The following is a 23,995-nucleotide window of genomic DNA, read 5'->3' as shown; positions in this document are numbered from 1 at the left end:
CCGTTACTTGTAACGCACACGGGGATCCAGAAACGGATACAGGAAATCGACGACGAACGTCGCTCCCGCCACGGCGATGATCGAAAGGGTGATCGTGCCCATGATCAGGTTGTAGTCGGCCTGCAGAATGCTGTTGTAGATCAGCGTGCCGACTCCCGGATATCCGAAGAGGATCTCGGTCACCAGCGCCCCATTGAAGATCGCTCCCAGCTGCAGCGCCAGCATCGTCACCTGCGGCAGCGCGGCGTTCGGCAGGACGTAACGGCTCATAATTTTGCGCTCCTTGACCCCTTTGAGCCGGGCGAAATGGACGTAGTCCTCCTCCGCGATCCCGGACGAGATCGTCTTCATACTGATCACCCACCAGCCGGTGCCGACGAGTATCATCGAGAGCGCGGGCAGCGTGGAATTGATGATCAAGCTCCTGATATGCTCCCATGTAAAGCCTGCTCCCTGGAACGTCGCAGTCAGCGGAAAGACCGGAAAGATATAGGAGAACAGCATGATCAGAACGAGAGCGAAGATATAGTACGGAATCGGGTATAACGCGATGGATATGGCTTCGAGCGCCTTAGAGTAAGGCTTTTCTTTCCGAAAGCCCGCGAGCAGACCGATCGCATTGCCGATCAACCAGGAGATGACGGTGGACGTCAGAAGCAACCCCATCGTCCAGGGCAGAGCACGGCCGATCAGCTCGTTAACGGGCGCCGGATAGTTTGCGAGCGAGGGGCCGAAATCCTGCGTTAGCAGCACCCGCTTGAAGAAGCCGAGGTATTGCGAAAGCACCGAACCCTGCAGCCCAAACGATTCGTTCAGCGTTTCCCGCAGCGTCTCCACCGCCTTCGGATCGAGGAACGCAGACTTGGACGTCATTTGCCCGATCATCGCCTCGACTGGATCCGAGGGAAGAAAGCGCGGCACGAAGAATACAGCCGTAATGCCGATGAACACGACGAGAATAAAGGTCAAGATTCGGGAAAGCAGAAATTTATAAAAATCCACGGGGTTCACTCCCTTATAGAACGCATGCCGGGCAAGGCGATCGTCGCGCGCGCCCGGCATGCGGTGTTTTGGCTTCGCCGATTCCAGCCGTCAGTTCCCTGACGGCTTATAATTCGGCGTATAGAACTTGAACTGGGACCACCACCACCAAGGCCCCTCGAATTCGTTCTCCGCGTTCTGGAAGCCCTGCCAATAATACGTGTCGACCGGCACGAATTTGGAAGTGCCGAACATCGGAATAAACGGCATACCCTTCACCATTTCCTTATTGATTTCCGTAATGTCCGCAATGACCTTCGGATCACTCGGCTCCATTGCATTCAGGCCTTCGAGCAGACCGCTTACGCGGTCATTCGCCCAGCGGTTCCGGTTGCCTGGCGCCTGCTGGCCGTTCGGAACGATGTATTCCTTGTTCCAGCCCTGCAGATTGGCCGTGCTGTCCGGCAGCAGGCCACAGGCCGGCCAGTAGGAGCCGACCTCGAAGTTGCCGGTCGATTCGCTGTCCCAGAACGTGGCGGCATCCATCTGCTGCACGTTCACGTCGATGCCGTTCTTCCGCCAGCTGTCCGCTACGGCGAACGCAAGTCGCATCGACTGCACCTCGAAGTTGGCCGGTGCGTTGATCGTTAGCTTCCAAGGGGATCCGTCAGGCAGCAGCCACTTGTCGCCTTCTTTCTTGAATCCGGCCTTTTCCAGCAGCTTGGTGGCCTCTTCGGGATCGTACTTGAACCAGCCGACGCCGAACGTATTCTCCATCTCGGCCGAATCGGTCGGCAGACCCTTAATCCCCTGCTGCTTCAGCATGTCGACCATATCTTTCGCGTAGGTATCCTCGAACGGTTTGTAGCCGTCGCTAAGCTGGAACTCCTTCAACCAGTCCTTCATAGGCTTATGGTAGGTTTCCTGCAGCACCGAAATTGGCGGAAGAATAATCGGCGAGACACGAAGCATACCGCCGAAGGTCGCCATCGAGACGTTTTTGATGTCGGTCAAGAGTGTGAGCGCCCAGCGCACATCTTCGTTATCGTACGGCGCTTTGGATGCATTGAACGACATTCCGCGTTCGCAGGGGTCGTTCATATCCGCATACGGGAAATTTTCGTACCAGGCTTTGGCGTACTCGTTCTTCTGACGGAGCACCTCCCAGCTCTCCGGAGTGATATCCTGGAGAATATCCATATCGTGCTGGATCGCCGCGACGATACGCTTCTCCTCCGGACCGAAATATTTGAACAGGACGTAACGCGGGCCAGGTTCTCCGACCAGTTTGCCGACATCGCTCTTCTGCCAGTCCTCTCGCTTCTCGTACAGGAACCAGTTGCCCTGCGGATCCCGCTTGCTCAACTTGTAAGGACCGACACCGACGGGGTCGGTAAATTTGAACTGCGTCGGGTCTTCCTTCTCCCAGATGTGCTTCGGCATGACCCGGAACGAGGTGCCCCAGATGACGACGCCAAGCTTCTGCGCGAGGCGCGTCTCCGGCTGGACGGTCTCTACCTCGATCGTGGTCTTGTCGACGGCCTTCATGCTCTTCACAAGGCTGGAGAAATACCCACTGTAGCCGATTTCCTTCGTCTTGAGCAGCATATCCGCTGTGTACTGCACGTCGTCAGCCGTAAATTCGACGCCGTCGGACCAGGCCAGCCCCTCTTGAATCTTGAAGCGGAACTTCGTATTCGTGTCGTCCAGCGGCTCCGGCATCGTGGCGGCCAGATCCGGGATCTGCTCACCTTTCACCGTATCGATCTCCCACATGCTCGCATAAATGAGCTGATGGAGACCGCTGTCCATCGCGACCGCGCCTGGCATATACGGATTCATGCGGTCGGGGTCCGGGCTTCTGCCGCTGAGGATGTCGACGATGAGCGTCTCGCTTCTCGGCGTTCCGACGTCCGTCATCTTACCGCTTCCGCTAGCTTCCTGATTCCCTCCCGATGCCGCCGGCGGCTGAGTCGCTCCCGAATCCGTACAGGCGGTCAATAAGACGAAAATAGCCATGAGATAACAAACGATCCATGCTTTATCCCTCACTCGGATTCCTCCTTGTCTAGAATATCTAGAGGATAGCATCGGCCGCCTTTAAAAAAGTCGAATTTCCTTGGGTTTCTTGTAATTGCATTGGCCCATCTATGAAAGCGTTTTCTGATAATCCTTCGGACTCATTCGCTCCAGATGTTTGAACACCGTGCTGAAATAGGCGGCATCCTTAAACCCGACCATCTCCGCCACCTCGTATACCTTTAAATCCTTCTGCCTGAGCAGCTGCTTGGCCATCCGGACGCGAACCAGATTAACGTATTCGCTGAAGGAGACGTTCATCCACTTCTTAAACTGCGTGCTGAAATACCACGGATTCAAGTACACTTTATCCGACAGGCTCTTTAACGTCAGCTCTTCCATGTAGTTCTCCTCCACGTAACGGACGGTCGTCTGGATATACCCCGGAACCGCCTCCTCGCCGTCCGAGCGAAGGAGCAGCGAAGCCGAGATATGTTTCACCCACCGCATTAGGTCACGAAAGGTAAGCTGCCGCTTTACCTCGTCCGCATAGTCGATCCACTCGGGGTGAGCCGGATGCGCGCCATGCTCCCTCAAATATTCGTTCAGCAACAGCGTTTCCTTGAGGACGTCGTTCTTCAGACGCTTCGGATCCCAGGCAAGACGCAGCCGTTCAAGCTCCGAGACGGCAGCGTCGGAGAGCTGTTTCAGCTTGCCACTGTCTCCTTTCAGGAGGTATTTACCAAGTTCCTGAATTTGGAAATAGTCTCCAAAGGCATGCGGCTTCTGCTTCTCCATATGTGCATCGTAAGACGCGCCATTCAAGGCAGCGGGAAGCTCGTTGAACGAAGCGAAGTCCATTCGCCGAAGACATTCCTCGTAGGACCGCCTAAGCTCATCCGGAGCGTCTACCCGGCAGCCGATGCCGATGTAAGCAGCGTAACCGTGGCTTTGCAGCAGCTGCCGGACGCTGTTCAGCCGACTTAAGAGCTGATCCTCGTTTAGCCCGGCGGGAAATAGCATAATTACATGTTCATCATGGGCGACGAGTTCCTCCATTTCCTTCAGAAGAACGCCTGCCTTCCATCGATCCTTCAGCAGCCGGGTGACATGGTCCGTGTCGCGGACCATCGCCGTCAGCGTCGCCAGACGCTTCGGCCATGGTCCGGACCAGGCGGTAGAGGCGGACTTCTCTCCGGAAAGAGTAGCCCTCAGCAGCTTTTGGTTTGCGATTTCCTCCACCTGCTTGCTCTCCTCCGTCCGTCGTTTTTCGATCTGGTGCAGGATATCGAGGATGCTTCTGTAATTGGAGGGCTTCAGCAAATAATCGCAGGCGCCGTGCTTCATCGTCTCGCGGACGAATTCGAAATCGGCGTAGCCACTGTGCACGATGACAGACGTATCCGGATAATGCGAACGGATATGCTTGGTCAGCTCGACGCCGTCGATATCCGGCATTTTGACATCCGTTATGACGCAGTCAACGTGCTCGGCCATAAGCAGCTGCATCGCCTCCGCCGCATGCTGCGTAGCCCCGACGATGTCGTAGTTCGGGCAGTATTGGGTTAAGATATGCGTCAGCCCTTGCAGGACGGCGCTCTCGTCGTCGACAAGCAATAATTTCAGCATCTTTTTCTTCCCCCTGTTCAAGTGCCATAGTCGCCTGCCGCAAGCAGATCGGATTCGATCCGGCCGCCAAGGCGCACCGTAATCGTTGTCCCTTGCCCGGCCGCGCTTCGAATCGTTATGCCGTAGCCTTCCCCGTATAAATAACGGGCCCTCCGATGCACGAGCGGGATACCCAGCCCCATTTCATCGGCGCCATCCTCGCTTTCAGAGACTCGCAGCAGCCGGTTCGCCTTTTCCTCGGCGATCCCGACTCCGTTGTCCTCGACTTCGAAGATTAGATCCTCTCCGCTGCGGTAACCGCGGATCGCAATATATCCGTCCTGCTTCGCGGGGTGAAACGCGTATTTGATCGCGTTCTCGACGAGCGGCTGGATGACCAGCTTCGGAATTTTATCCTCTCCGATGTCCTCCCGGATATCGAAGCAGTAACGCCACTTATCCTGAAACCGCATGGATTGGATCGTCAAATAGCTTTCCAGCTGGCCCATATCTTCCCGGACGGTGACGAAATCGCCGCTGTGGGAAATGGAGTAGCGCAAAATATTCGATAAAGCCACGATCGAGCTGCCGATCTCCTCCTCGCCCTTCATAATCGCTTTCCAGTAAATCATGTCGAGGGAATTGTACAGAAAATGCGGGTTCAGCTTGGAGAGCAGGCTGACGATCTCCGCCTGCCGATGCTTTCTCTGCTGCTGGAATACCGTTTCGATCAGCTCCTTCACCCGATCGACCATGTAATTGAATTGGAACGTCAGCTCGCCGAATTCGTCGTCGCCTTTATGCGCCAGCCTGACGTTTAGGTCGCCCTGCTGGATACGCTTCATCCCTTTCGAAATGTCGTGCAGCGGCAAAAGAATGGCTCTGGCCGACATGACGGCGAAAGACATGATCGCCGCCAGGATGACAATGACCATAAGCAGAAAAATCCGGTTGAACTCGTGAATCAGCTGCAGCGTTTCCTTCTGCGGTACGATTCCGACCAACGTCCAGCCGGGCTCGCTCATGGCATATTGCTCCTTCGCGACACTTCCGGCGGCTTGTCTCAGCCGCTCCATGGAGCTTCCGATATGGGAGCGGTCTTTCACATACAGGACGGTATCGCCGTTCGTCAAATAAATGTCCCCCTCCTTGCCGAGCTTGACGTCGTCAAGGAAACGGAAGAACGATTCGCTCAGGCTGATTCTTAGAATGCCGTAGCGCTCGCCGTTTTCCTGAATGGGCAGGTACGCCTCGGCTTGACCGGGTTTCTCCGGAGACGGCTTCCATAAAATCCGATCGGGCGGCAGCGTCGACGGGTCTTCCTGCATACCGCGGATAACGGCATCCGCCTCGAAGACGGGAACGGAGTAATACAGGTTGATCGGCGGCTGCCCGTCGACCGGATAAATGCACATGTTCTCGATCCAGCTCAGCTTTGACGCCCGCAAAATTTCGTAGCTGATTTTATATTTCGCGATCGTATAGCTGATCGAATGTCCCTTCAGATCCGCCAAGTAATTTTTGACGACCTGGTTGTTGCCGATCCCGAGTGCCATCGTCCCGAACTGCTCGAACTGCATGTCGACGCGCTGGCCGATCTGATAAACGGTCCCTTGAAAGTACGTTTCCGACTTTTCCAGAATGATGGAACGGATCCACTGCTGGAATACCCCCATCTGAAGAATTAAGATGAGACTTGCGAAAATAATGAACAGCAGCATGATTTTGGACCGCAGCGAACGAATATTGAGGCTTTTCATGCGGAATCTCATGGCTTGTCCGGTTCGATTGTCGTCATGGTGTCGTTCTTCCTCCTTTTTGCAAATAATTGAAAGCGATTACATTTTTCGTTAAACTAAATTTTAGTCTCCCCGTTTTAAGACCGTCAAGAACTATAAATTTTACGACACGAACCGCCAACCGGTAAGATGCTATTTTCACCCCCTCTGGATTTTCGTTGCGTTCATTAAAGTATCGGTATGCTTGATCATTCTAAGTTAGGGGTTGTCGGAATGGGAGAGCTTTAAAAACTGGAAGTGGATCGGCTGCGTTATCACGGTGATTTGGCTGCAACTTAAAGGTTTTGGGTCATGAAGTAATAGTTGCATCACGCTCCTTGGGTGTAATATCCTCACGGGTGAGGGACTGGCAAAAGCACTTCGTGGAGCTGAGGTCGTTGTAGACGCTTTGAACTCGCCTTCGTTCGAGGATAGGGCTGTTTTGGAGTTTTTCGATATATCCACTCGTAATTTACTTACCGTCAAGGCAGACGCTGGCGTGGGACATCATATTGCATTGTCGGTTGCGGGTACGGGCATAACTGATCTCATGGACGATGACAACGAATCACTCAATCACAAGGAAATTCAACGCTGGCTGTACGTATTCGTGGATTTATTGCATATATCGTCATGTACAGGAATTACAAATTCAGTTCCCGAACTGGGAACCGAAAGGGACAAAAATTTTGATGGAAAGTTTATTTGGGGTTGTTCTTGTAATTGAAGTTTTAGCTCGAACACTTAGTTGATAATCCTTATCAACTAAGGTTAGCCATATAATGGTGCAGGGGGAGTTCGCTCTTGTGGCTACAAGGGCCTCCCCCATTTTTTAAAGCTTAATGAACGATTTAATCTAAAAAACCGGCCTATTCGGCCGGTTCTCTGACTCACATCCATGATTGTTCGTTCAACTTTGAAGTTCTTATCGTCTCTTTCATATCAACTTTTCATCTTCAGCGAACCTCATTATTGCATATAAATATTTACTTGCTTATTTTCTATATGCTCAATATGGGATGCAATTACGCTATCCTACCCGTTCGTGTCGGCAAACGATATATGTTCTTGTCGTCTTACATGACTCAACACATGAGCAGGCTGCTGTGGCCTGCTCAACGTTGGTTTAATTTTCCAATCTGAAAAATTCAGCGTGATTCATAAAATATTCATCAATTTTTTCGACTATGAGCCCTCCATTTTCTTCCGAGTTGCGTTTTACTTGAATCCATTCGATGTCATTCTTAAACTGCTCCCATAGCCTTTGACGCTGCTCCATATCCTTAAATTCCATCACATAATATAGTTTATTTTGGCCTGTTGCATCTATCCAGAAATTCACGACCTTCATTCCCAGTCTTGTAAAAATTCTAAACGTATGCTCCTTAAATCTGTCTTGAATGGCATCCATTCGACCTTCGTAAATCGTATAGATTCGCAACTCGTATAGCATGTTATTTCCTCCCTGAATGAATCTGATTGGTAATCCAGCACACATCTATTTCGACTTTTTAAAAATCAGATCGAGCGCATTCTCTCTGGAACATCATGCTTACCTCCTAAAACACACAGAGGTAAGGGATACCTCTCCCTTACCTCTGCCCAGGCGTACGGCATATGACAATATGTGCTCCCTAGTGGGTCTCCACGTTTACGCCAGTCACACATACCAAATGTTCACTGTAATTATAGTTAGAATATTCACTGAAGTAAAGATGTTATTTTCGTTTTCCTGCCCGTTAATTTAATGCTGCCGATCAGCATCGGCAGCTTCTTCCTGTTCGTTATTCAACAAAACGTTCTCCGTTAGTTCAATGACCACGCTCAATAAAACTTCTAACGAATCCATACAAAAACGCAACAATTACAATTACGAGAAAAGGGATAACAAAAACATTATCTTTGGGGTCCATCCAGGGCTTACCCACACTTCCATCACCAGCAAAAATCGCCAATCCTTGTGCAGTTAGGCCACTAGCAGCAAAGTTTGCACATCATTCAAAGGGGGGCGGATAACACCAAACGCTGACTGTACAAGATATCCTCAATTAGACCCTGACATATTTGTTATAGCCTTGAGATAACCTGCCTCATATGTTCACGTTGCAGCATGAAGACGGCCAGACCGAAAGCCAGCGCAGTGTAACCGCAAAGCACAGCAAAGCCAGCCCATGGTGTCAATGGGTAATATCCCATCTGCGGTACATAGGCACCGATTACGTGGGGGTACTCCGTTAAACTCTGCTGGATCGCGAACCCAGCAGCTGGGGTGAGTTTTAATAGCCACGGTGATGCGCCTAGGAGCGGAATCGATTTCACTTTCAAATAAAATTTCTCCGTCGTGCTTTTCTACGATGGTTTTTGTGATGGAAAGCCCAAGCCCACTGCCTCCCAATTCCCTGGAACGGGATGCGTCAATTCTATAGAATGGTTCGAAGATATTTTCTAATTCCTCTTCAGGAATGCCTATGCCGTTATCCTTGATTCTGACAGTGACAAAATTACCATGCTGGGCTGCCGTAACCATTACTTCTTCGTTCAATTTATTGTATCTCACGGCGTTCTGAACAAGATTAAAGAAAGCCCTCTGCAAAAGCGCTCTTTCACCGAATAGCATAATATCTGAGATATTGTTTTGTATGCGGACATGTTTAACTTTGCTGTTTTCCGTTCTTTCGCATCAAAAGTTTTACAGGTATCAGCCTGAATGGCGTTATTCATCTTCAGCAAATCATATACCAGGGTACTCAGCCGCTGGGCGTTTGTAAGGGTATCGTCCAAAACCTCCTTATATTCCTGAACGGATGGATTTTTATCCAGTTGTAACACCTCAATATTCGCAATAATACCGGCAAGTGGCGTTTTTAGCTCATGGGCAGCATACGCGTAGGTGCTGCCACGCGGCTATAAAGCGTATGTGTTCTTGTCGTCTCACAGGCCCTCTTTGAATATAAGTAAAAAAAACACACAGCCGGCCCGTATGAGCAGGCTGTGTTGAGTCAACTATTCATTGCCCATCATTTTAATTATCGTTATCTAATTTTATCCTGTTATCATAACAACAATATATTATCTTTAGGACAACTGAGCCCCTCCATCAATAATAATTACGGATCCGGTGGTAAAACCATTTTTTGCGAGGTATACATACGTTTCAGCGATATCCTCAGGCTGTGCAATGTGACCAACCGGTAATTGCTTAGCCACGGAACTAAACAAATTTTTCCTTTCCTCTTCGGACAATCCTGCATACATAGGTGTTTCGACCAGCCCAGGAGAAACTACGTTTATTCGAATTGGGGCAAGATCTAATGTTAGACCCCTCATCAATCCCTCAATAGCAGAATTGACAGCAGCAAACAAAGATGCGCCTTTAGGCGGGCGTGTTGCGTAAATTCCTGATGTTAAAGTAATGGAACTCTTTTCGTTCAGATACGGGATTGCAGCTTTTACGATGATATATTGTCCCCAGAATTTACTATCAAATGCAGAATGGGCCTCTCTTATTGGTAAATCACGAAAGTCCCCCATTATTCCTTCTCCTGCCGTAATTATCAAATGATCAAACCGGCCCACTCTCTCAAAAAATTCAGCTACTTTTTCTTCTTCACGGAAATCTAACTCGTAGGCCTCAATGTCACCATTTAACTCTTGTTTTGCCTTCTCAAGGTTCTGGAGCGATCGACTCGCGATAATCACCTGTGCGGCTTCATTGATAAACGCTTGAGCAGTAGCCAAACCTATACCTGAAGTACCACCGATAATAACAACTCGATGTTTGTTTAATGACATTTCAATTGCCTCCAATATAATAGAATTAGACATCTCAAATCAGATCCTTGTATAGCTATCACTATTAAGCTTCCCGCTATCTATATAGAGCTGACAAAATGCAGTCTTTGTTCGTCTCATTTGGAGGTTGAATTTGGGCTTGAGCCACTCCTCCGAATAAATATCACGTAAGTTCATTTAAATTGTTCGTATCCTGGATTAATGGGAGAATATCAGGGTGTTCCCACATTTTCTTGGGAAATAAAAGTTCAGGTAAGTCTTTATGGAATAACTTGTTCTTGATTTGATCTTCCCGGCCTTCTCGAACCTTGTTCAACCAGTTCGGGTCGAGCAAAAGCGCTCTGCCCAGTGCAACAAGTTCCACACCGGACGATAGGGCGGACGCGGCTTGCTCCGGAGTCGTAATTTCGCCAACGCCAATGAGTGCCGTACGGTTTCCTACAAGCTCCTTCAAGATTTCCATCCGGGATCTCTTACTTTCGATGCCTCGGCGGGGCTTTGAAAAGAAATTATGCAGGGAGACATGAATATAATCCAGCTCCTGATCGGCCAGAACATCAACAATTTGAATGGCGTCGGCCATTGTTAATCCATTGGTAAATTGTTCTTCAGGCGAAATTCGATAGCCAATGGCAAACGATTTTCCACTTTCAGCTCTAGCTTTTTTCGCTTCCTTAATGAGAGCGAGCGGAACGGCCAGCCGTTTTTCGAATGTGCCTCCCCAGCGATCCTGCCGGCGGTTGTAATGAGGCGAAATGAACTGCTGCATCAGATAGCCATTTGCTCCATGAATTTCTACACCGTCAAAGCCTGCCTCGATAATCCGTCTGGTTGCATCCCCGAATTTCTTAATCAAATCCTCGATTTCAGAATCTGTCAGTTCATGAGGCGGTTCAGCATCAGAATTTTCCGGTGCTACGGCACTCGGGGCTTCGGGGTTTTTCATTTTTAGAGCTCCACCGTGAAACAATTGCAAGATGGCTACGGCTCCATTAGATTTTAGTAGTGAACTTAATTTTTTGAGCCCCGGTATATGTTCATCCGTCAACGCGGCCGGCGCTCCAGGATAATGTTCCCCTTCCGTAAACGTTGTTGCCGAAGTAATGATCATCCCGGCATCTTTGACTCGCGGTCCGTAATAAGTCAGTTCTTCCTCGGAAATAAAGCCTCCGGGCAAAGAGCCCCAATTACCCATTGGAGCCATGACGATTCGATTTTTTAATTCCTTTCCGCTACGCAGCCGAAGCGGCTCAAATAGAGCTTTATAAGTTTCCTTCATTTTCTTCATGCTCCTCTCCGATATAAATTTCCTTGAGTCCATTCGGGCATGCAGCGAAGATTTTTCTATATTAGATATAGTGGTTTCTCCATCTTGGCCTATTTTATTTATTTAACGAGATTTGTAACTATAATCGCTTCGGCCCTCTTTTCCCTTTGTCGCTTTCACTATGCGGGGCTACTGCTGTTTTTCCTTGACTCAAATTGCCTACTTGTCGGTACAGAATCGGCATAATAAATGGTCGCCAATCATCTGGGTACCCCTTCCTTTATGAACTAAGTTTATATAAAGGTTGTACCTACCGTTCGGTACAGACTGATCATAGCAAAATCTCTTCGCGTAAGCAATAGAAAAAAACGGAAGTATCGCGCTCAAGAAAGCCGATATTGCGCCCGAATGATCGCGATAGCGTTTGTAAGAAAGCTGACTTCCTTTTGGCTCTTCATTAATAAAATGGCGCCTTCGATCAAAGATACGATGGCTCGTGCATGCTGTTTGGAGTCGATGTCCGACGTTAGATGACCCTGTGCTTTCAACTCGTTAAGCGCACCCTCGATGGACGAAATCCATCGGTCGAAAATATATTGGACCTTTTGCCGAAACGTCTCGTCGTGTTCACTCATCTCGATAGCGAGGTTCCCCGCGGGACAACCTGATTTCCCATCTTCATTCGTATGGATGGTTAACATTCTGTCCAGCATCTTATTTAGTTTCGCGATAGGATCAAGATCGGTGGCGAAAATGCCCTCGAATACATCCTTGTCCCATTCCTTGACAAGATCATCGACGACGGCCAAGCCGAGTTCACGTTTGGACGAAAAGTAGTGATAGAACTGGCCTTTTCCGATGTGGGCCTCGTCCAAAATATCGTTGACCGATGTAGCTTGGTAGCCTTTATAATAAATAATTCTTCTGGAAGTCGTAATAATATCTTGGAGTTTCGACATCTCGACACATCCTTTATGATTTCTTTCTGATCGGAATTCCGTATCTACTTAACTGTTGGAAGGAGATAAATAAATTTTATCACAGTTTATATAGAATGAATAACGTAGTGAATGTTTCTCACCAGGGGTAATCTTCCCTGCGATGGCCATATTCATGTCTACTAACTTAAAGTACTTGGCTGTTCGGACTAAGGATTGAATCCCGATCTTTATTCTCCGAAGCACAGCTTATCGGACAATGCCCCTAAGCTTATCGCACTCGGTTCTTCTTTCGACCCTGTTCAGCCACGTATTATTAAATGCTAAAAACTACAAAACTACATCTGTCATGAGTATCCTTATCAACCAACTATATATAGTCTTGTCTTTTTCGGCAAACGATATATGTTCTTGTCGTGGAGTTTTGACAAGAACATATATCGTTAAAACAAACAAAGCCGCTATTACGCGGCTTTTAAGCGAGTATGTTCTTGTCGTCTTACACTTTCTTTCACCGTTCAGATAAGCTCGGTGATTTTTTCATCAGTCAAGCCGGCTGTCCAGTACGTATGGAGCGATTTGCTGCTTTTTATTGGCATAATCCATCCACGGTAATCCGTAGTGATCGCTGCAAAAAAACTCGGCTCTTCCTCCGGTGCCGACCTGTACAAAACGTTTTTTTCTCACTTCACCCTTTATCACGATAATTTTGGATTCAAGATGCCCAGTGAATGTTCTGCATATGTTTTTCCATTTATATAGTGCAGAGGGTGGGAGCACCTTCGTAAATGACGACGCCATCACATACGATTCTGCTATATCCCGGCTCCATATGGATATCAATGCTGCGGCCTCGGAATAAATAGCCCTCCACAGAAACTTTCCCTTCATGCGGCGGATGCGGTAATACCGTCAGCTTGCCGTCCGCTCCTGGCTTCAGGCCGGCCATTCCAAACAAAATCGCTTCCGCGCCGGACAAGCCAGCGATGACATTGGCTCGTTTGTGGCTTGGGACGGCCGGACGGTCGCAGTAGTGCTCCTGGGGAAAATACGGCAAATGCCGTCCCATCCAGAACAGTCGCTTCAGTACATCCCACGCCAGCTCAGCTTCGCCAATTTCCCATAACGTTTGAGCCAGCATGGTCGCTTCGCCTGTATAGCAGCCTCCGCCCGACCAGTCCGGATCGTTCAGTTCGTAATGAATCGTATCTTCTTCCGAAATGCTGCTGACACCGTAAGGGGCGAGGAATGCACCCTCTCGTACGTGCGATAACAAGGCAGACTTCATCGGTTCGGTACAAGCGCCCATTCGAAGCGTATCGTAGGCTTGAATCGTATACACCCGCTCCACATGCCCGTCCGGATAACGGCAGACAAACCATCCCGCTTCTTCGTCCCACAGTTGCTCGCGAATCGCACGCCGAATTTGTTCCGCTTTATCCCGCCACCGTTCCGCTTCTCCCCTTCCCAGCCGCTCGGCCAAGTCAGCCAGTCGGTCGTAGCACCATGCCCGCTCGGCGTTAGGACTTGAGACAACATGCTCATGCGCCGCGCTGCGCATTTCCAGCAGGTTGTGCTGTTTGCCGTAATCGAGCAGCACACCCCAGGCAGGCAGCCTGTCCTCGTCGCAGAGCAGCAGACTCCGCATCACGTCATACATCTGCTGGCCTTCACCATGCTGCTCCATATTGCTCCAGATCAGATTGAAGAACGACCACAAACTGTATGAGTACGGTACGTCCTTACCAATACCACTTGGAGAAAATCGCGAATGCCGCTCAATGCCACTGTTCGCCATGAGCTGTGCCAGTTCCATCATGCTTTCGCTGCCGATCATCATTGCAAGCAGTCTGCCTGCATACCCACCCGTGTCCCACGGGTAGCAGCAAATTCCCGCACCCTCGATGCCCGACACGACCGGGAACGGCTGCATAGCGAAATCGGGATGCTCCCACAGACAGATCAAGCCGCTGACGAGCGAGCGCCGGTAATAGTCTTCCAGACCAGGGATATCGCTTTCCAACTTCGGCAGGGATGCGCACATGTGGTCGATCCGATCCTGCCATCTCACTTCCGTCCGTTTTTCCCAAACCGCCAAGCTTTCGGTGTTGTCGCTTTCCTCGCCGCTGCGCGTCAGTACAACAGCCATGCAGCGCTCCACATCTTCTCCCGGTGCCAGATACGACGGCATCGAGGCATCGTGCAACAGGGACATCCGCACATCTTCGTTTTCCCATACGTCGTCGCTGATTGGTTGCGCAGGTTCTCCCGGTGCCGGATGCCCATAGTCCCAGTCGTCGAGCGGCTGCAAGCAGAGCCGTCCTGACGTTAACTGAGGCTTGACGAGCACCTCAATGCTCCGCTCCGTACGGTTGGCGATACGAACAGCTAGCAGAAAGCCAGCCCGGTCCGCGAGTGGCACAAGACGGCTCTGCACGAACAAAGAAATAAGCCTGCCCTCGTGAAAATAGTGATACGTCCCGCGTCGCGCAATACGGTCCGGCCGCCATTCTGCCCCAGCGTATAACAGTCCGCAGTCACCTTTGCCCAGGTTTCCGGTGTCGCTTACGGTATGACCGTCTGCTTCGATATTCAACAGCAGCTGTACATCGCGAGCCGCGAACGGCGGAGAAAATAAGCCTTTCACTCCCGCTACCGTATTGGGGAGCGGGGCTACCGTACTATAACCGCTGGCGACCCAAATGTGATTAGGCGGCGCCAGGCTGGCCCGCAGGTCGAAAGTAAAGTCATTCAATTGAAATTTCATAAATCAACCTTCCTTTGCACCTTTTTACAGTTGTATCACTGCAGAGATTGAATTCGCATTCCTGACTGCAGCGACTGTTCGGATTTTGTCTCTTCTACAATGTAAAGAAGGATGGTTGTTCAGGTCGATATTCATTACATGGGTAGTTTCTACAGTAATGTTTTGAATCCAAAGCAGAGATACGGAAATATTCATCTTCTTTCGATGCCTATTCATTTTCTGTTACAAGCGGATCAAAATGGATGATCGTTGATCTAACGTACTGTCTTTCACTCCGTCCTTTGCATATGAGATGAAAAATAGCATTATCCGCGCAGACAGCGCCTGCCGGCCGGTGTAGTTCCGGCAGAAAGACGCTGTAAAAGGAAGACGGCTCGTTATTATTTTTGCGCTTTATTATATTCCTGGGTAAATTCATCGATTATTTTATCGCCGCCTTGTTTACGCCAATCCTCCGTTGCTTTGACAAAACCGGCCTCATCGGTAGCACCCATAATGAATTTGACGCGCGCGTCGTTGATGATCTTATTCAACTCGGTGCCACGCTCCGCATAGGTCGGCGAAAGGTACGGCTCGATTACATTCGCTACTGCGTTTGGTGTTTCTTCTTTATACAGCTTCTTTACCTCCTTCATGACCTCGGATTCCGTCGGCCAGGCCAAATCCGAAGGTGCGATACGCAGCTGGCCCAAATCAGCGACCTGGTCTGCCCATAGCTGCTCGTTGGTAAACACCGGGTTTCCGTTTTCCGTTTTATAATGGACACCCTCGACACCGAATGCAAACAGTTTCAATATATCAGGGTCGAGATTTTTGTCGAAATAGGCTAAAATCTTCTTCAAGTCCGCTTCCGTTTTGACACTTGATTTTGGGAACATAAACACCCCGAAATAACCCGAGTTCGCCGGTAGCTTAACGCCTTTCGGCCCTTCAAGACCGAGGACGAAGCCGATCTTGGCTTTCGGATTCAGCTTGAACAAGTCCGAATGAGATGTGTTCGCATCGTCGATGCTTGAAATGTACATCCCCGCCTTCCCTTGATTGATGGTTTCCTTCAGCTTGGTACCTTTAATCGCTCCGAAATCCTGATTCATCAGCTTTTCATCGTACATCTTCTTCAGTAACTTGAGCGCATCCAAATACTCCGGGGTCATGAAATCAGGAGTAACTTTCCCGTCTTTAATGCCCCACTGGTTGAAGCCGCCAAGTGCCGTTACGAGCACTCCCGTTGCATCATTTACCAAGTTGTCGTCCGATATCGCAAGGCCGTACGTGTCGTTTTTGCCATTTTTGTCCGGATCGTTCAATGTAAATGCTTTTGCGATATTGTACACGTCATCGACCTTTTTCGGCGGCTGAAGACCTAGGCTATCGAGCCAATCCTGGCGAAAAATGAGGCCTTTGCGCGCGACGGGACGATCGCGGTAAATACCGTAGATTTTGCCATCCACGGAAATGTTGTTTGCGACCTGATCGTTCCAGTATTTCTTCAGGTTTGGGAATTCATTGATATACGGACCGATTTCCCAAAAGGCGCCGGAGCGGACCGCATTGATGACCGCGGCAATCTTGTTGTTGGTCACCACCATGACTTGCGGCAAACTGCCGGACGCGAGGGTCACATTCAACTTATCGTCATAGGTCGTGCCAGGGACAAAAGTGACATCCATCTGGACGCCTGTCTTGGCCTCTAATTCTTTGAATGCAGCGTTTGAGTCGTCCGTCGCCGGCGGTTGCGCAGCAAAAAACGGCGACATGATGCTGAATCTAAAAGGCTTGGCGGCTTCGTCCGTTGCCTGGCCGCTCTTTCCCGCCGTTTTGGTGCTGCCGTCGCCACCCGATCCTCCTCCACAAGCAGTTAACATGGATACGATTAACGCAGAGGCGACACCAGCTGTCATCCATTTTTTTAAATTAACTGATTTGTTTTTTGTCTTCATAGGACACCCTCCATTATTTTATTTATAAAAAGACAGCCTTCCGTTTGGAAGTCATCCTTTTAACGGGTTAGTAATCCTTCAATGGCAATACATCCGCAGAAAAGGCAATTCAAAACCATAATGTATCCGCTTACAAATCATAAATTGAAGCAGACGATCTTCGGCGCTCCCTCCTGTGATCTCTGCTTAACGACAGCAGTTATTCGCGTAACCGCAAATGGGACACACGTTATATCTACAAAAACGGTGTTTACATCAGCTTTCCTACTTCTACAATGTATAGAGGGATAGCTGTTCAGGTCGATATTCATTACATGGGTAACTTCGATGAACAGCATTAAACCCAATGTGTTTGGTACGCATACATTCATTTTCTTGCATCTCATAATCATTTTCTTCATCCAGCGGTTCGAAGCGGACATCGCTAAACTCTCATCGAGTACATAACGCTCCCCGTTTCATAAAAAAAAACAATCCAACACTTCGCCGACATTTGCCAGAGACGTTGGGTTGTTTTCGCTGCAACCTTTTTATAAATGACAGATATGATTAATTGTTAAAATAATTTTCCCGGTACTGGCCCGGAGTACAGCCTTCCAGCTTACGAAAATACCGGATAAAGTTCGCCGGCGTATTGTATTTCAGCTTCTCTGCAATTTCTGCTATTTTCATATCCGTCTCGATTAGCCATTTTTTTGCCATTTTCATACGGTATTGCGACAAGTAATCACTGAAGTTAACGCCCGTTTCCTTGCGGAACACTTTGGTCAAGTAGTTGGGACTGTAGTTCATTCGCCGGGCACAAACCTCCAGTGTCAGGTCGGTGTCGAAGCCGGTTTCAATCATGCGGATGATCTCGCTGGAGATACTATGATATTGTTCATTCCGGCGCTGCTCTAAATGCTGTAAGAGTGGCTCCATGACCGCATCCTGGAACCAGATTTCAACTTGCTTGGCCGTTTTCAAACGGAACAGTTGAATGAACAGCTCTTGCTCCGCGGCAAACAACCGGTTCGGATTAACTCCGGCATCTTTGATAGCTTGCAGCATTTGCAGCAACAGGCGAACGAAAGACACAAAATAGGCTTCGTGCGTCCGCTCGTCGGCAGCGATGGCAGCAATCAATTGCGGCAATAGCTGTGCGGCCAGTTCCCGATCCGCCAATTTAAGCGCGTCGAGCAGCTGCTGCTCGAGTGTGTCAGGATAATGCTGCGGAACCCCCTGTTCCGGTTGTACTTCCTCAATAAACAAAATGGACTCTTCGCCCAGCTTCATTCGGTATTTCAGCGCTGTAACCGCCTCCCTGTACGCATCACGGATATATTTGAAATCGGCGAAGACGCGGCTGAAGCCAATACTGATTTTCAGCTCCAAGTAGCGATTGATCGTACCCATGATTTGCTCTGCCATCGTGTCCAGATAAGCCTTAAACTGCTGTGCGTCGGACTCTGAGCTGCCCAGCAAAGTCACTTGTGAATCCCCCATAACCACAGGGAGTAGACGACATTCCGAGGTAATAAGCTCGGAGACGATGTTGTTCAGGGCGAACATGAGCAGATCCCGGTCCTGCTCCTGAAACCGTGTGCCGGCCAGTGTATCGATTTGAATAGCCATGACGCACATATCGCTCCAGCCGAGTGGGTGGCCGAACATGGCCAGCTTGTCGTGAATTTCCGTTTTGGCCATATCGCTCTGAAACAGCTTGAACACGAAGTATTCTTTCATCTGATGGGATTGTCCCTGCATTTCTTGCAGAAGCCGGTGCTCCTGCAGCAGCAGTCTGCGGAAACGCTCGTTCATAAATTCAAATTCATTGCTCGCCGCAGCCGTAACGGCGGATTCCGTCTCATTCCTTACAACTTCGTACAAGCGTTGGATCGGCCTGTACATTTTCCTTGATCCAAGATATGAAATGAGCAGTGCGACCGCCAATATGCCGAGGCATAAAAACAAGGTGAACCAGCCAATATTTTGAGACTCTTTGTTCAACTCGTCGATCGATACGACCGACAAGTACACCCACCCGTTGTATGATGAAGCGCGGTAACTAACCCCCACTCGCTCCTTGGCCGTACGATCAGTATAAAAGCCTTGTCCTGCGGGTACAATCTCCTTTTTGTCTCCAAACGGCAGAGCGTCGAACCGCTTTCCTAGAACAGCACCGTCGTTCCCGGCGAACACGTACTGCTCTTCATTCATAATCAAAACATTACTGAGCTTCGTATCGCTGCCGATTAGCTTGTTGATCTCATAGAGTGGAATGGACATCACGAGCAGTCCGGTCGGGTGGGCAGAATAGGCAGGAATTTTTTTGACCAGCTTCATAGAGGATGGCGTGCCTGACCAGAATGACGTTCTGGGGTCGGTTACCCACTTGTCATATTCACTCAGGTCGCTTGTGGAGAGTTCAGACAATCCGGTATCGCTAACCGACCACTTACCTCTCAGACTGACCAGTTCCATGCTCATTGCACCGAGCTCGCTGCTTTGAAGCTTGCTCATCGCATCGAGAAGTTTTTGCACCGTACCCACGCCGGTGGCGTCGCCTTGCAAGCTTCCCCGCAATGCGGCTATGACCCGTGGCTGGTTCATATATTGGATTGCCGAATAGTCGATCAACCGCAGCAGCTGCTCAATTTGCGACTCTTTTTGCTGCAGCAATTGTTGATTGCTTTCATAGACCTTCGTCTGCAACGTGCTGGATGCCGTTAAATAGGAAAAAGCCCCCAATACAATGACCGGGAACGTTCCGAGCAGTAAGCTGAACCAGATTAGCTTTGACAAAAAGGACGACGCATGCAATTTCATGGGTTAAACCTCCGCCGATCGTGATCTGATGAAATGTCTTAAGCACCACCATTTGCATTTACTGTGGCAAACTACTGAAATATCAAACGCTTGCAGCGCCTCCCGTCCGGAGAAATTCCGGCGGAAAGGCGCTGTAAAATAAAAGACTTCGTTTTATTTCTGTGCTTTGTTATATTCTTGAGTGAGCTCATCGATCATTTTATCGCCGCCTTTATTGCGCCACTCATCCGTTGCTTTGGCGAAGCCTGTCTCATCGATAGCACCCATAATGAACTGAACACGCGCGTCGTCGATCATCTTATCCAATTCGGTGCCAAGCTCCGCTTTGGTTGGTGAAATGTAAGGCTCGATTACGCTGGGAACTGCGTTCGGAACTTGTTCCTGATACAGCTTTTTTACTTTTTTCATCAATTCGGATTCCGTCGGCCAAGTCAAATCCGAGGGTGCGATGCGCAGCTGGCTCAAAGCATCAACCTGGTCTTTCCACAATTGCTCGTTCGTGAACACCGGATTTCCATTTTCCACTTTATAATGGACGCCTTCGACACCGAATGCAAACAGTTTCATTACATCCGGGTCAAGGCTTTTGTCAAAATAAGTTAAAATTCCCTTTAAGTCCGCTTCCGTTTTGACGCTCGATTTCGGGAACATAAACACCCCGGAATAACCTGAGTTCGCCGGCAGCTTGACGCCTTTCGGCCCTTGCAGCCCAAGCACGATGTCGATCTTGGCGTTCGGATTCAGCTTGAACAAGTCCGAATGTCTGGTGTTCGCGTCGTCGATGCTTGAAATGTACATCCCCGCCTTGCCTTGGTTGATATTGTCAACCAATTTGGAGCCCTTGATCGCACCGAAATCCCGATTGATAAGCTTCTCGTCGTACATCTTTTTGAGCAGTTTAAGGGCCCCCATATACTCTTGGGTCATGAAATCAGGCGTGACTTTTCCGTCTTGGATGCCCCATTGGTTGAAGCCACCCAGTGCCGTCTCGAGCACGACTGTTGTGTCATACATTAGGTTGTCGTCGGAAACGGACATGCCGAAGGTGTCGTTCTTGCCGTTCTTATCCGGATCGTTCAATGTGAAGGCTTTCGCAATATTGTATATGTCACCGACCGTTTTAGGCTGCTGCAAACCTAAATTGTCGAGCCAGTCCTGACGAAAAATGATGCCTTTGCGCGCGAACGGACGGTCGCGGTAAATGCCATAGATTTTGCCATCCACGGAGATGTTATCGCCGATCTGATCGTTCCAGTACTTCTGAAGGTTCGGGAATTCCTTGAGGTATGGTCCGATTTCCCAGAACGCTCCGGAGCGAATCGCATTAATGACTGCAGCGTTTTTGTTGTCCAGAACGACCATCACTTGCGGTAAATTACCCGATGCGAGCGTCACGTTCAGCTTATCGTTATAAGTCGTGCCGGGAATGAATGTAACGTCCATCTTAATACCCGTCTTGTCCTCCAGCGCCTTGAATGCGGCATTCGAGTCATCTGTCTCCGGTGGTTGCGCTGAATAAAACGGTGACATGATGCTGAATTTGAAAGTCTGCGCCGTATGACCAGATTCCACGTCCCGCGATTTGCCCACGCAAGCGGATAACAGAAAGAAGACTGAGACGGTAGCGATTCCGGGTACCAACCATTTTTTAAAATAAACTTGTTTACTTCTCATCTTTAACGATTATCCTCCATTACTTGTTGATAATAGGACTGCAAGCTGGTATTTAGTTGACCTACCCTTTTACTGATCCGAGCAATACGCCTTTGGCAAAATGTTTTTGCAGGAAAGGATACAGCAGCAGAACCGGCACCGCCGCCACTACGATAACCGCATATTTGATGCTCTCCGGCGGCACAACGACTTCTGATAAGGCATTCGCGTCCGTAAATCCGCCTGTGGACAGCATCACGATTTGCCGCAGCCAAACTTGAATCGGCCAGATGTTCGAATTGTTGATGTAGATCACCGCACTAAAATAGGAGTTCCAATGACCTACGGCATAAAACAGCGCGAAAGTGGCCATCGCCGGCAGAGACAAAGGCACGACGATTCTGTACAAAATCCGCAGATCGTTGCAGCCGTCGATTTTTGCCGATTCTTCCAACTCTTCGGGCAACTGCTGGAAAAAGTTCCGAAGCAAAACCAGGTTGAACGCACTAATCGCGATAGGAAGCCAGAGCGACCAATACGTATCTAGCATTCCCAGGCTTTTGACCACTAGGTAGGTCGGAATCATACCACCGTTGAACAGCATCGTGATCACAATCATCAGCATAATTTTATTACGCCCGCGCAGCTTCTTTTTGGCAAGAGGATACGCCATTAGTGTCGTCAGGAGCAAATTGATGAAGGTTCCGACAACGGTAATAAAGACGGTGTTCAGCAAGCTTTGATAGATTATTTTGGAGGAAAATATGTAACGATACGCATCCCATGAAATATGCGTCGGAATGAGCACTACTTTTTTAACGAGCAGTTCTTCAGAGCTGACCAGGGACCCGGATATTACGTAGAGAAACGGCAGGACTGTCACGATCCCGACAAGCAGCAGCACGAAATGGTTGGCTGCATCAAACACTTTACTTCCTAATGAGCGCTCCCGCATTGCTAATACACCCCTTCCTCGCCGAATTTTTTCGCCAGCGCGTTCGCAGAGATGACGAGAATGAGACTGACCACGGACTTAAACAGCCCCACTGCGGTACTATAACTGAACTGCGCATTCAACAGCCCGGACGTATAGACGTACGTATCGAACACTTCCCCCACATCGCGGTTGCCTGAATTCAGCATCAGGAAAATCTGCTCGAAGCCCGTATCCAGAAAACTTCCAAGCCGTAAAATGAGCAAGAGAACGATCGTCGTTCGGATCGCAGGAAACGTGACGTGCCATAACTGGTGCCAGCGGCCCGCTCCGTCGATACGGGCAGCTTCGTACAATTGCTGATCAACGCCCGCAAGCGCGGCAAGGAAAATGATCGTACCCCAGCCTGTCTCCTTCCAAACCACCTGCGATGTGATTAGCGTGCGGAACCAGTCATTGCTGAGCAGAAAATTGACCTTAGACGCTCCGAGCGACGCGATTGCCTCGTTGACAATGCCTCCTTCCGTGGTCAGCATCGTGTAAGTCAACCCTGCTACGACGACCCATGAAATAAAGTGTGGAATATAAATAATCGTTTGGACGAACCGTTTGAATATCTGCTTCCGCACCTCATTCAACATCAAGGCCAAGATGATCGGAAGCGGGAAGAAGAAGATCAGATTGTACACCGCTAGCAACAGCGTGTTTTTGAATAGCATCCAAAATACCGGATCCGTGAAAAAACGATGAAAGTGCTTAAGCCCGACCCAGGGGCTTTTCATAATGCCGGCAAACGGCTGATAATCCTGGAAAGCGATTACAGTACCGAGCATCGGCAAATATTTGAACAATACAAAAAACAAAATGCCCGGAAGCAGCATGAGGTAGAGAAGTTTCTCCCTCCTTATATCTAATATGAGCTGCTTCACATATCCTCGTTCGATCGGTTTCGACAACGGTGTTTGTGGAACCTCCTCGTTCCGCGCCATAGTACGGTTCATCTCTCATCTCACCCTTTCAGTAGCTTCGACACCCCCCATTGTAATGGCCGATTTCAATTTCCGTCGATAATCATTTCGTTGCTTTTTTGTTGAAGAACCCCATATAGAAACGGTTTATGGAGTGCAGTTGCAATCATTTTCTGATCATGCTTATCATCTTCTGGTTTCTCACCCCTTTCAACGTGACGAATATTGCCTGGCTCCGGCATAACCCGGCTGACCGCCTGTTGCTGCATATACGGCAAACGATATATGTTCTTGTCGTCGGGTTTGAACAAGAACATATATCGTTAAAACAAAAATAGCCGCTGCTCAGCGGCTATTAAGTGTGTATGTTCTTGTCGTCTTACATCATTTAAGCTCTTCATACTTCTTACTCTTTTTCGTTCTTTTATAGTATTGTTCGGACAATCATATAGTCTTCTGCATCTTGAGCCATTCTTGAAAAAAGTTCAAACAAAATTCTTCCAACCTTGGAAAAACTATTTTCTCGCCTTCACTCGTCCACA

The 23,995-nt window shown here is 49.2% G+C and carries 18 protein-coding genes, 1 pseudogene and 1 riboswitch; of the genes and pseudogenes, 1 reads left to right on the top strand and 18 read right to left on the bottom strand.

Annotated features, from left to right (window positions below):
* Positions 1 to 3: 3 nt before the first annotated feature.
* The 4 genes from FHS19_RS15610 to FHS19_RS15595 form a co-directional block, all read right to left on the bottom strand.
* Positions 4 to 1,002: an ABC transporter permease gene (locus FHS19_RS15610; RefSeq protein WP_204797528.1), complete on the bottom strand. Its 999-nt coding sequence runs from the start codon at positions 1,000 to 1,002 to the stop codon at positions 4 to 6.
* Between the two features lie 90 nt (positions 1,003 to 1,092).
* Positions 1,093 to 3,033 carry an ABC transporter substrate-binding protein gene (locus FHS19_RS15605; RefSeq protein ID WP_183582677.1) on the bottom strand — a complete coding sequence of 647 codons (1,941 nt, stop codon included), beginning with the start codon at positions 3,031 to 3,033 and terminating at the stop codon, positions 1,093 to 1,095.
* Between the two features lie 96 nt (positions 3,034 to 3,129).
* On the bottom strand, positions 3,130 to 4,629 hold the full coding sequence (locus FHS19_RS15600; protein WP_183582676.1) for a response regulator: 1,500 nt from the start codon (positions 4,627 to 4,629) through the stop codon (positions 3,130 to 3,132).
* A 17-nt stretch (positions 4,630 to 4,646) separates the two neighbouring features.
* On the bottom strand, positions 4,647 to 6,368 hold the full coding sequence (locus FHS19_RS15595) for a sensor histidine kinase (protein WP_183582675.1): 1,722 nt from the start codon (positions 6,366 to 6,368) through the stop codon (positions 4,647 to 4,649).
* A gap of 460 nt (positions 6,369 to 6,828) precedes the next feature.
* Here FHS19_RS15595 and FHS19_RS15590 point away from each other — a divergent pair, with 460 nt between their 5' ends.
* Positions 6,829 to 7,113 carry a hypothetical protein gene (locus FHS19_RS15590; protein WP_183582674.1) on the top strand — a complete coding sequence of 95 codons (285 nt, stop codon included), beginning with the start codon at positions 6,829 to 6,831 and terminating at the stop codon, positions 7,111 to 7,113.
* 399 nt (positions 7,114 to 7,512) lie between these two features.
* Here the strand turns inward: FHS19_RS15590 and FHS19_RS15585 are convergent, their stop codons facing one another.
* From FHS19_RS15585 to FHS19_RS15520, 14 genes and pseudogenes are all read right to left on the bottom strand, one after another.
* Positions 7,513 to 7,839 (bottom strand): NIPSNAP family protein, encoded by a 327-nt coding sequence (locus FHS19_RS15585; protein ID WP_183582673.1) that lies wholly within the window; start codon positions 7,837 to 7,839, stop codon positions 7,513 to 7,515.
* Between the two features lie 140 nt (positions 7,840 to 7,979).
* A riboswitch (ZMP/ZTP riboswitch) is annotated at positions 7,980 to 8,060 on the bottom strand.
* A 424-nt stretch (positions 8,061 to 8,484) separates the two neighbouring features.
* Positions 8,485 to 8,928, bottom strand: coding sequence for a sensor histidine kinase (locus tag FHS19_RS15580; RefSeq protein WP_246426577.1), 444 nt, complete (start codon positions 8,926 to 8,928; stop codon positions 8,485 to 8,487).
* 11 nt (positions 8,929 to 8,939) lie between these two features.
* A pseudogene (locus FHS19_RS35665) lies at positions 8,940 to 9,260 on the bottom strand (histidine kinase dimerization/phospho-acceptor domain-containing protein); the annotation flags it as partial.
* Between the two features lie 201 nt (positions 9,261 to 9,461).
* Complete coding sequence (locus FHS19_RS15570; protein ID WP_183582671.1) at positions 9,462 to 10,178, bottom strand: SDR family oxidoreductase; 717 nt, start codon at positions 10,176 to 10,178, stop codon at positions 9,462 to 9,464.
* Between the two features lie 163 nt (positions 10,179 to 10,341).
* Complete coding sequence (locus FHS19_RS15565; RefSeq protein WP_183582991.1) at positions 10,342 to 11,457, bottom strand: NADH-dependent flavin oxidoreductase; 1,116 nt, start codon at positions 11,455 to 11,457, stop codon at positions 10,342 to 10,344.
* Between the two features lie 371 nt (positions 11,458 to 11,828).
* Positions 11,829 to 12,404 (bottom strand): TetR/AcrR family transcriptional regulator, encoded by a 576-nt coding sequence (locus FHS19_RS15560; protein WP_183582670.1) that lies wholly within the window; start codon positions 12,402 to 12,404, stop codon positions 11,829 to 11,831.
* 522 nt (positions 12,405 to 12,926) lie between these two features.
* Positions 12,927 to 13,070 (bottom strand): hypothetical protein, encoded by a 144-nt coding sequence (locus FHS19_RS15555; RefSeq protein WP_183582669.1) that lies wholly within the window; start codon positions 13,068 to 13,070, stop codon positions 12,927 to 12,929.
* 67 nt (positions 13,071 to 13,137) lie between these two features.
* A complete protein-coding gene (locus FHS19_RS15550; protein ID WP_183582668.1) occupies positions 13,138 to 15,150 on the bottom strand; it encodes an MGH1-like glycoside hydrolase domain-containing protein in 2,013 nt (670 codons plus the stop codon).
* 380 nt (positions 15,151 to 15,530) lie between these two features.
* A complete protein-coding gene (locus tag FHS19_RS15545; RefSeq protein WP_183582667.1) occupies positions 15,531 to 17,090 on the bottom strand; it encodes an extracellular solute-binding protein in 1,560 nt (519 codons plus the stop codon).
* Positions 17,091 to 17,639: 549 nt separating this feature from the next.
* A complete protein-coding gene (locus FHS19_RS15540) occupies positions 17,640 to 19,898 on the bottom strand; it encodes a helix-turn-helix domain-containing protein (protein ID WP_183582666.1) in 2,259 nt (752 codons plus the stop codon).
* 153 nt (positions 19,899 to 20,051) lie between these two features.
* Positions 20,052 to 21,572 carry an extracellular solute-binding protein gene (locus FHS19_RS15535; protein ID WP_183582665.1) on the bottom strand — a complete coding sequence of 507 codons (1,521 nt, stop codon included), beginning with the start codon at positions 21,570 to 21,572 and terminating at the stop codon, positions 20,052 to 20,054.
* Between the two features lie 61 nt (positions 21,573 to 21,633).
* Positions 21,634 to 22,506 carry a carbohydrate ABC transporter permease gene (locus FHS19_RS15530; protein ID WP_183582664.1) on the bottom strand — a complete coding sequence of 291 codons (873 nt, stop codon included), beginning with the start codon at positions 22,504 to 22,506 and terminating at the stop codon, positions 21,634 to 21,636.
* Positions 22,507 to 22,508: 2 nt separating this feature from the next.
* Entirely contained in the window at positions 22,509 to 23,366 is an 858-nt protein-coding gene (locus tag FHS19_RS15525; protein WP_376771910.1) for an ABC transporter permease, read from the bottom strand.
* Between the two features lie 173 nt (positions 23,367 to 23,539).
* Positions 23,540 to 23,764, bottom strand: a complete 225-nt coding sequence (locus tag FHS19_RS15520) for a hypothetical protein (RefSeq protein WP_183582663.1) — start codon at positions 23,762 to 23,764, stop codon at positions 23,540 to 23,542.
* Positions 23,765 to 23,995: the final 231 nt, after the last annotated feature.

This window comes from Paenibacillus rhizosphaerae (assembly GCF_014192015.1).
GTDB lineage: Bacteria > Bacillota > Bacilli > Paenibacillales > Paenibacillaceae > Paenibacillus_AQ > Paenibacillus_AQ rhizosphaerae.
The sequence above is the reverse complement of the archived record's forward strand: the minus strand, read 5'-3'. Positions and strand labels throughout refer to the sequence as shown.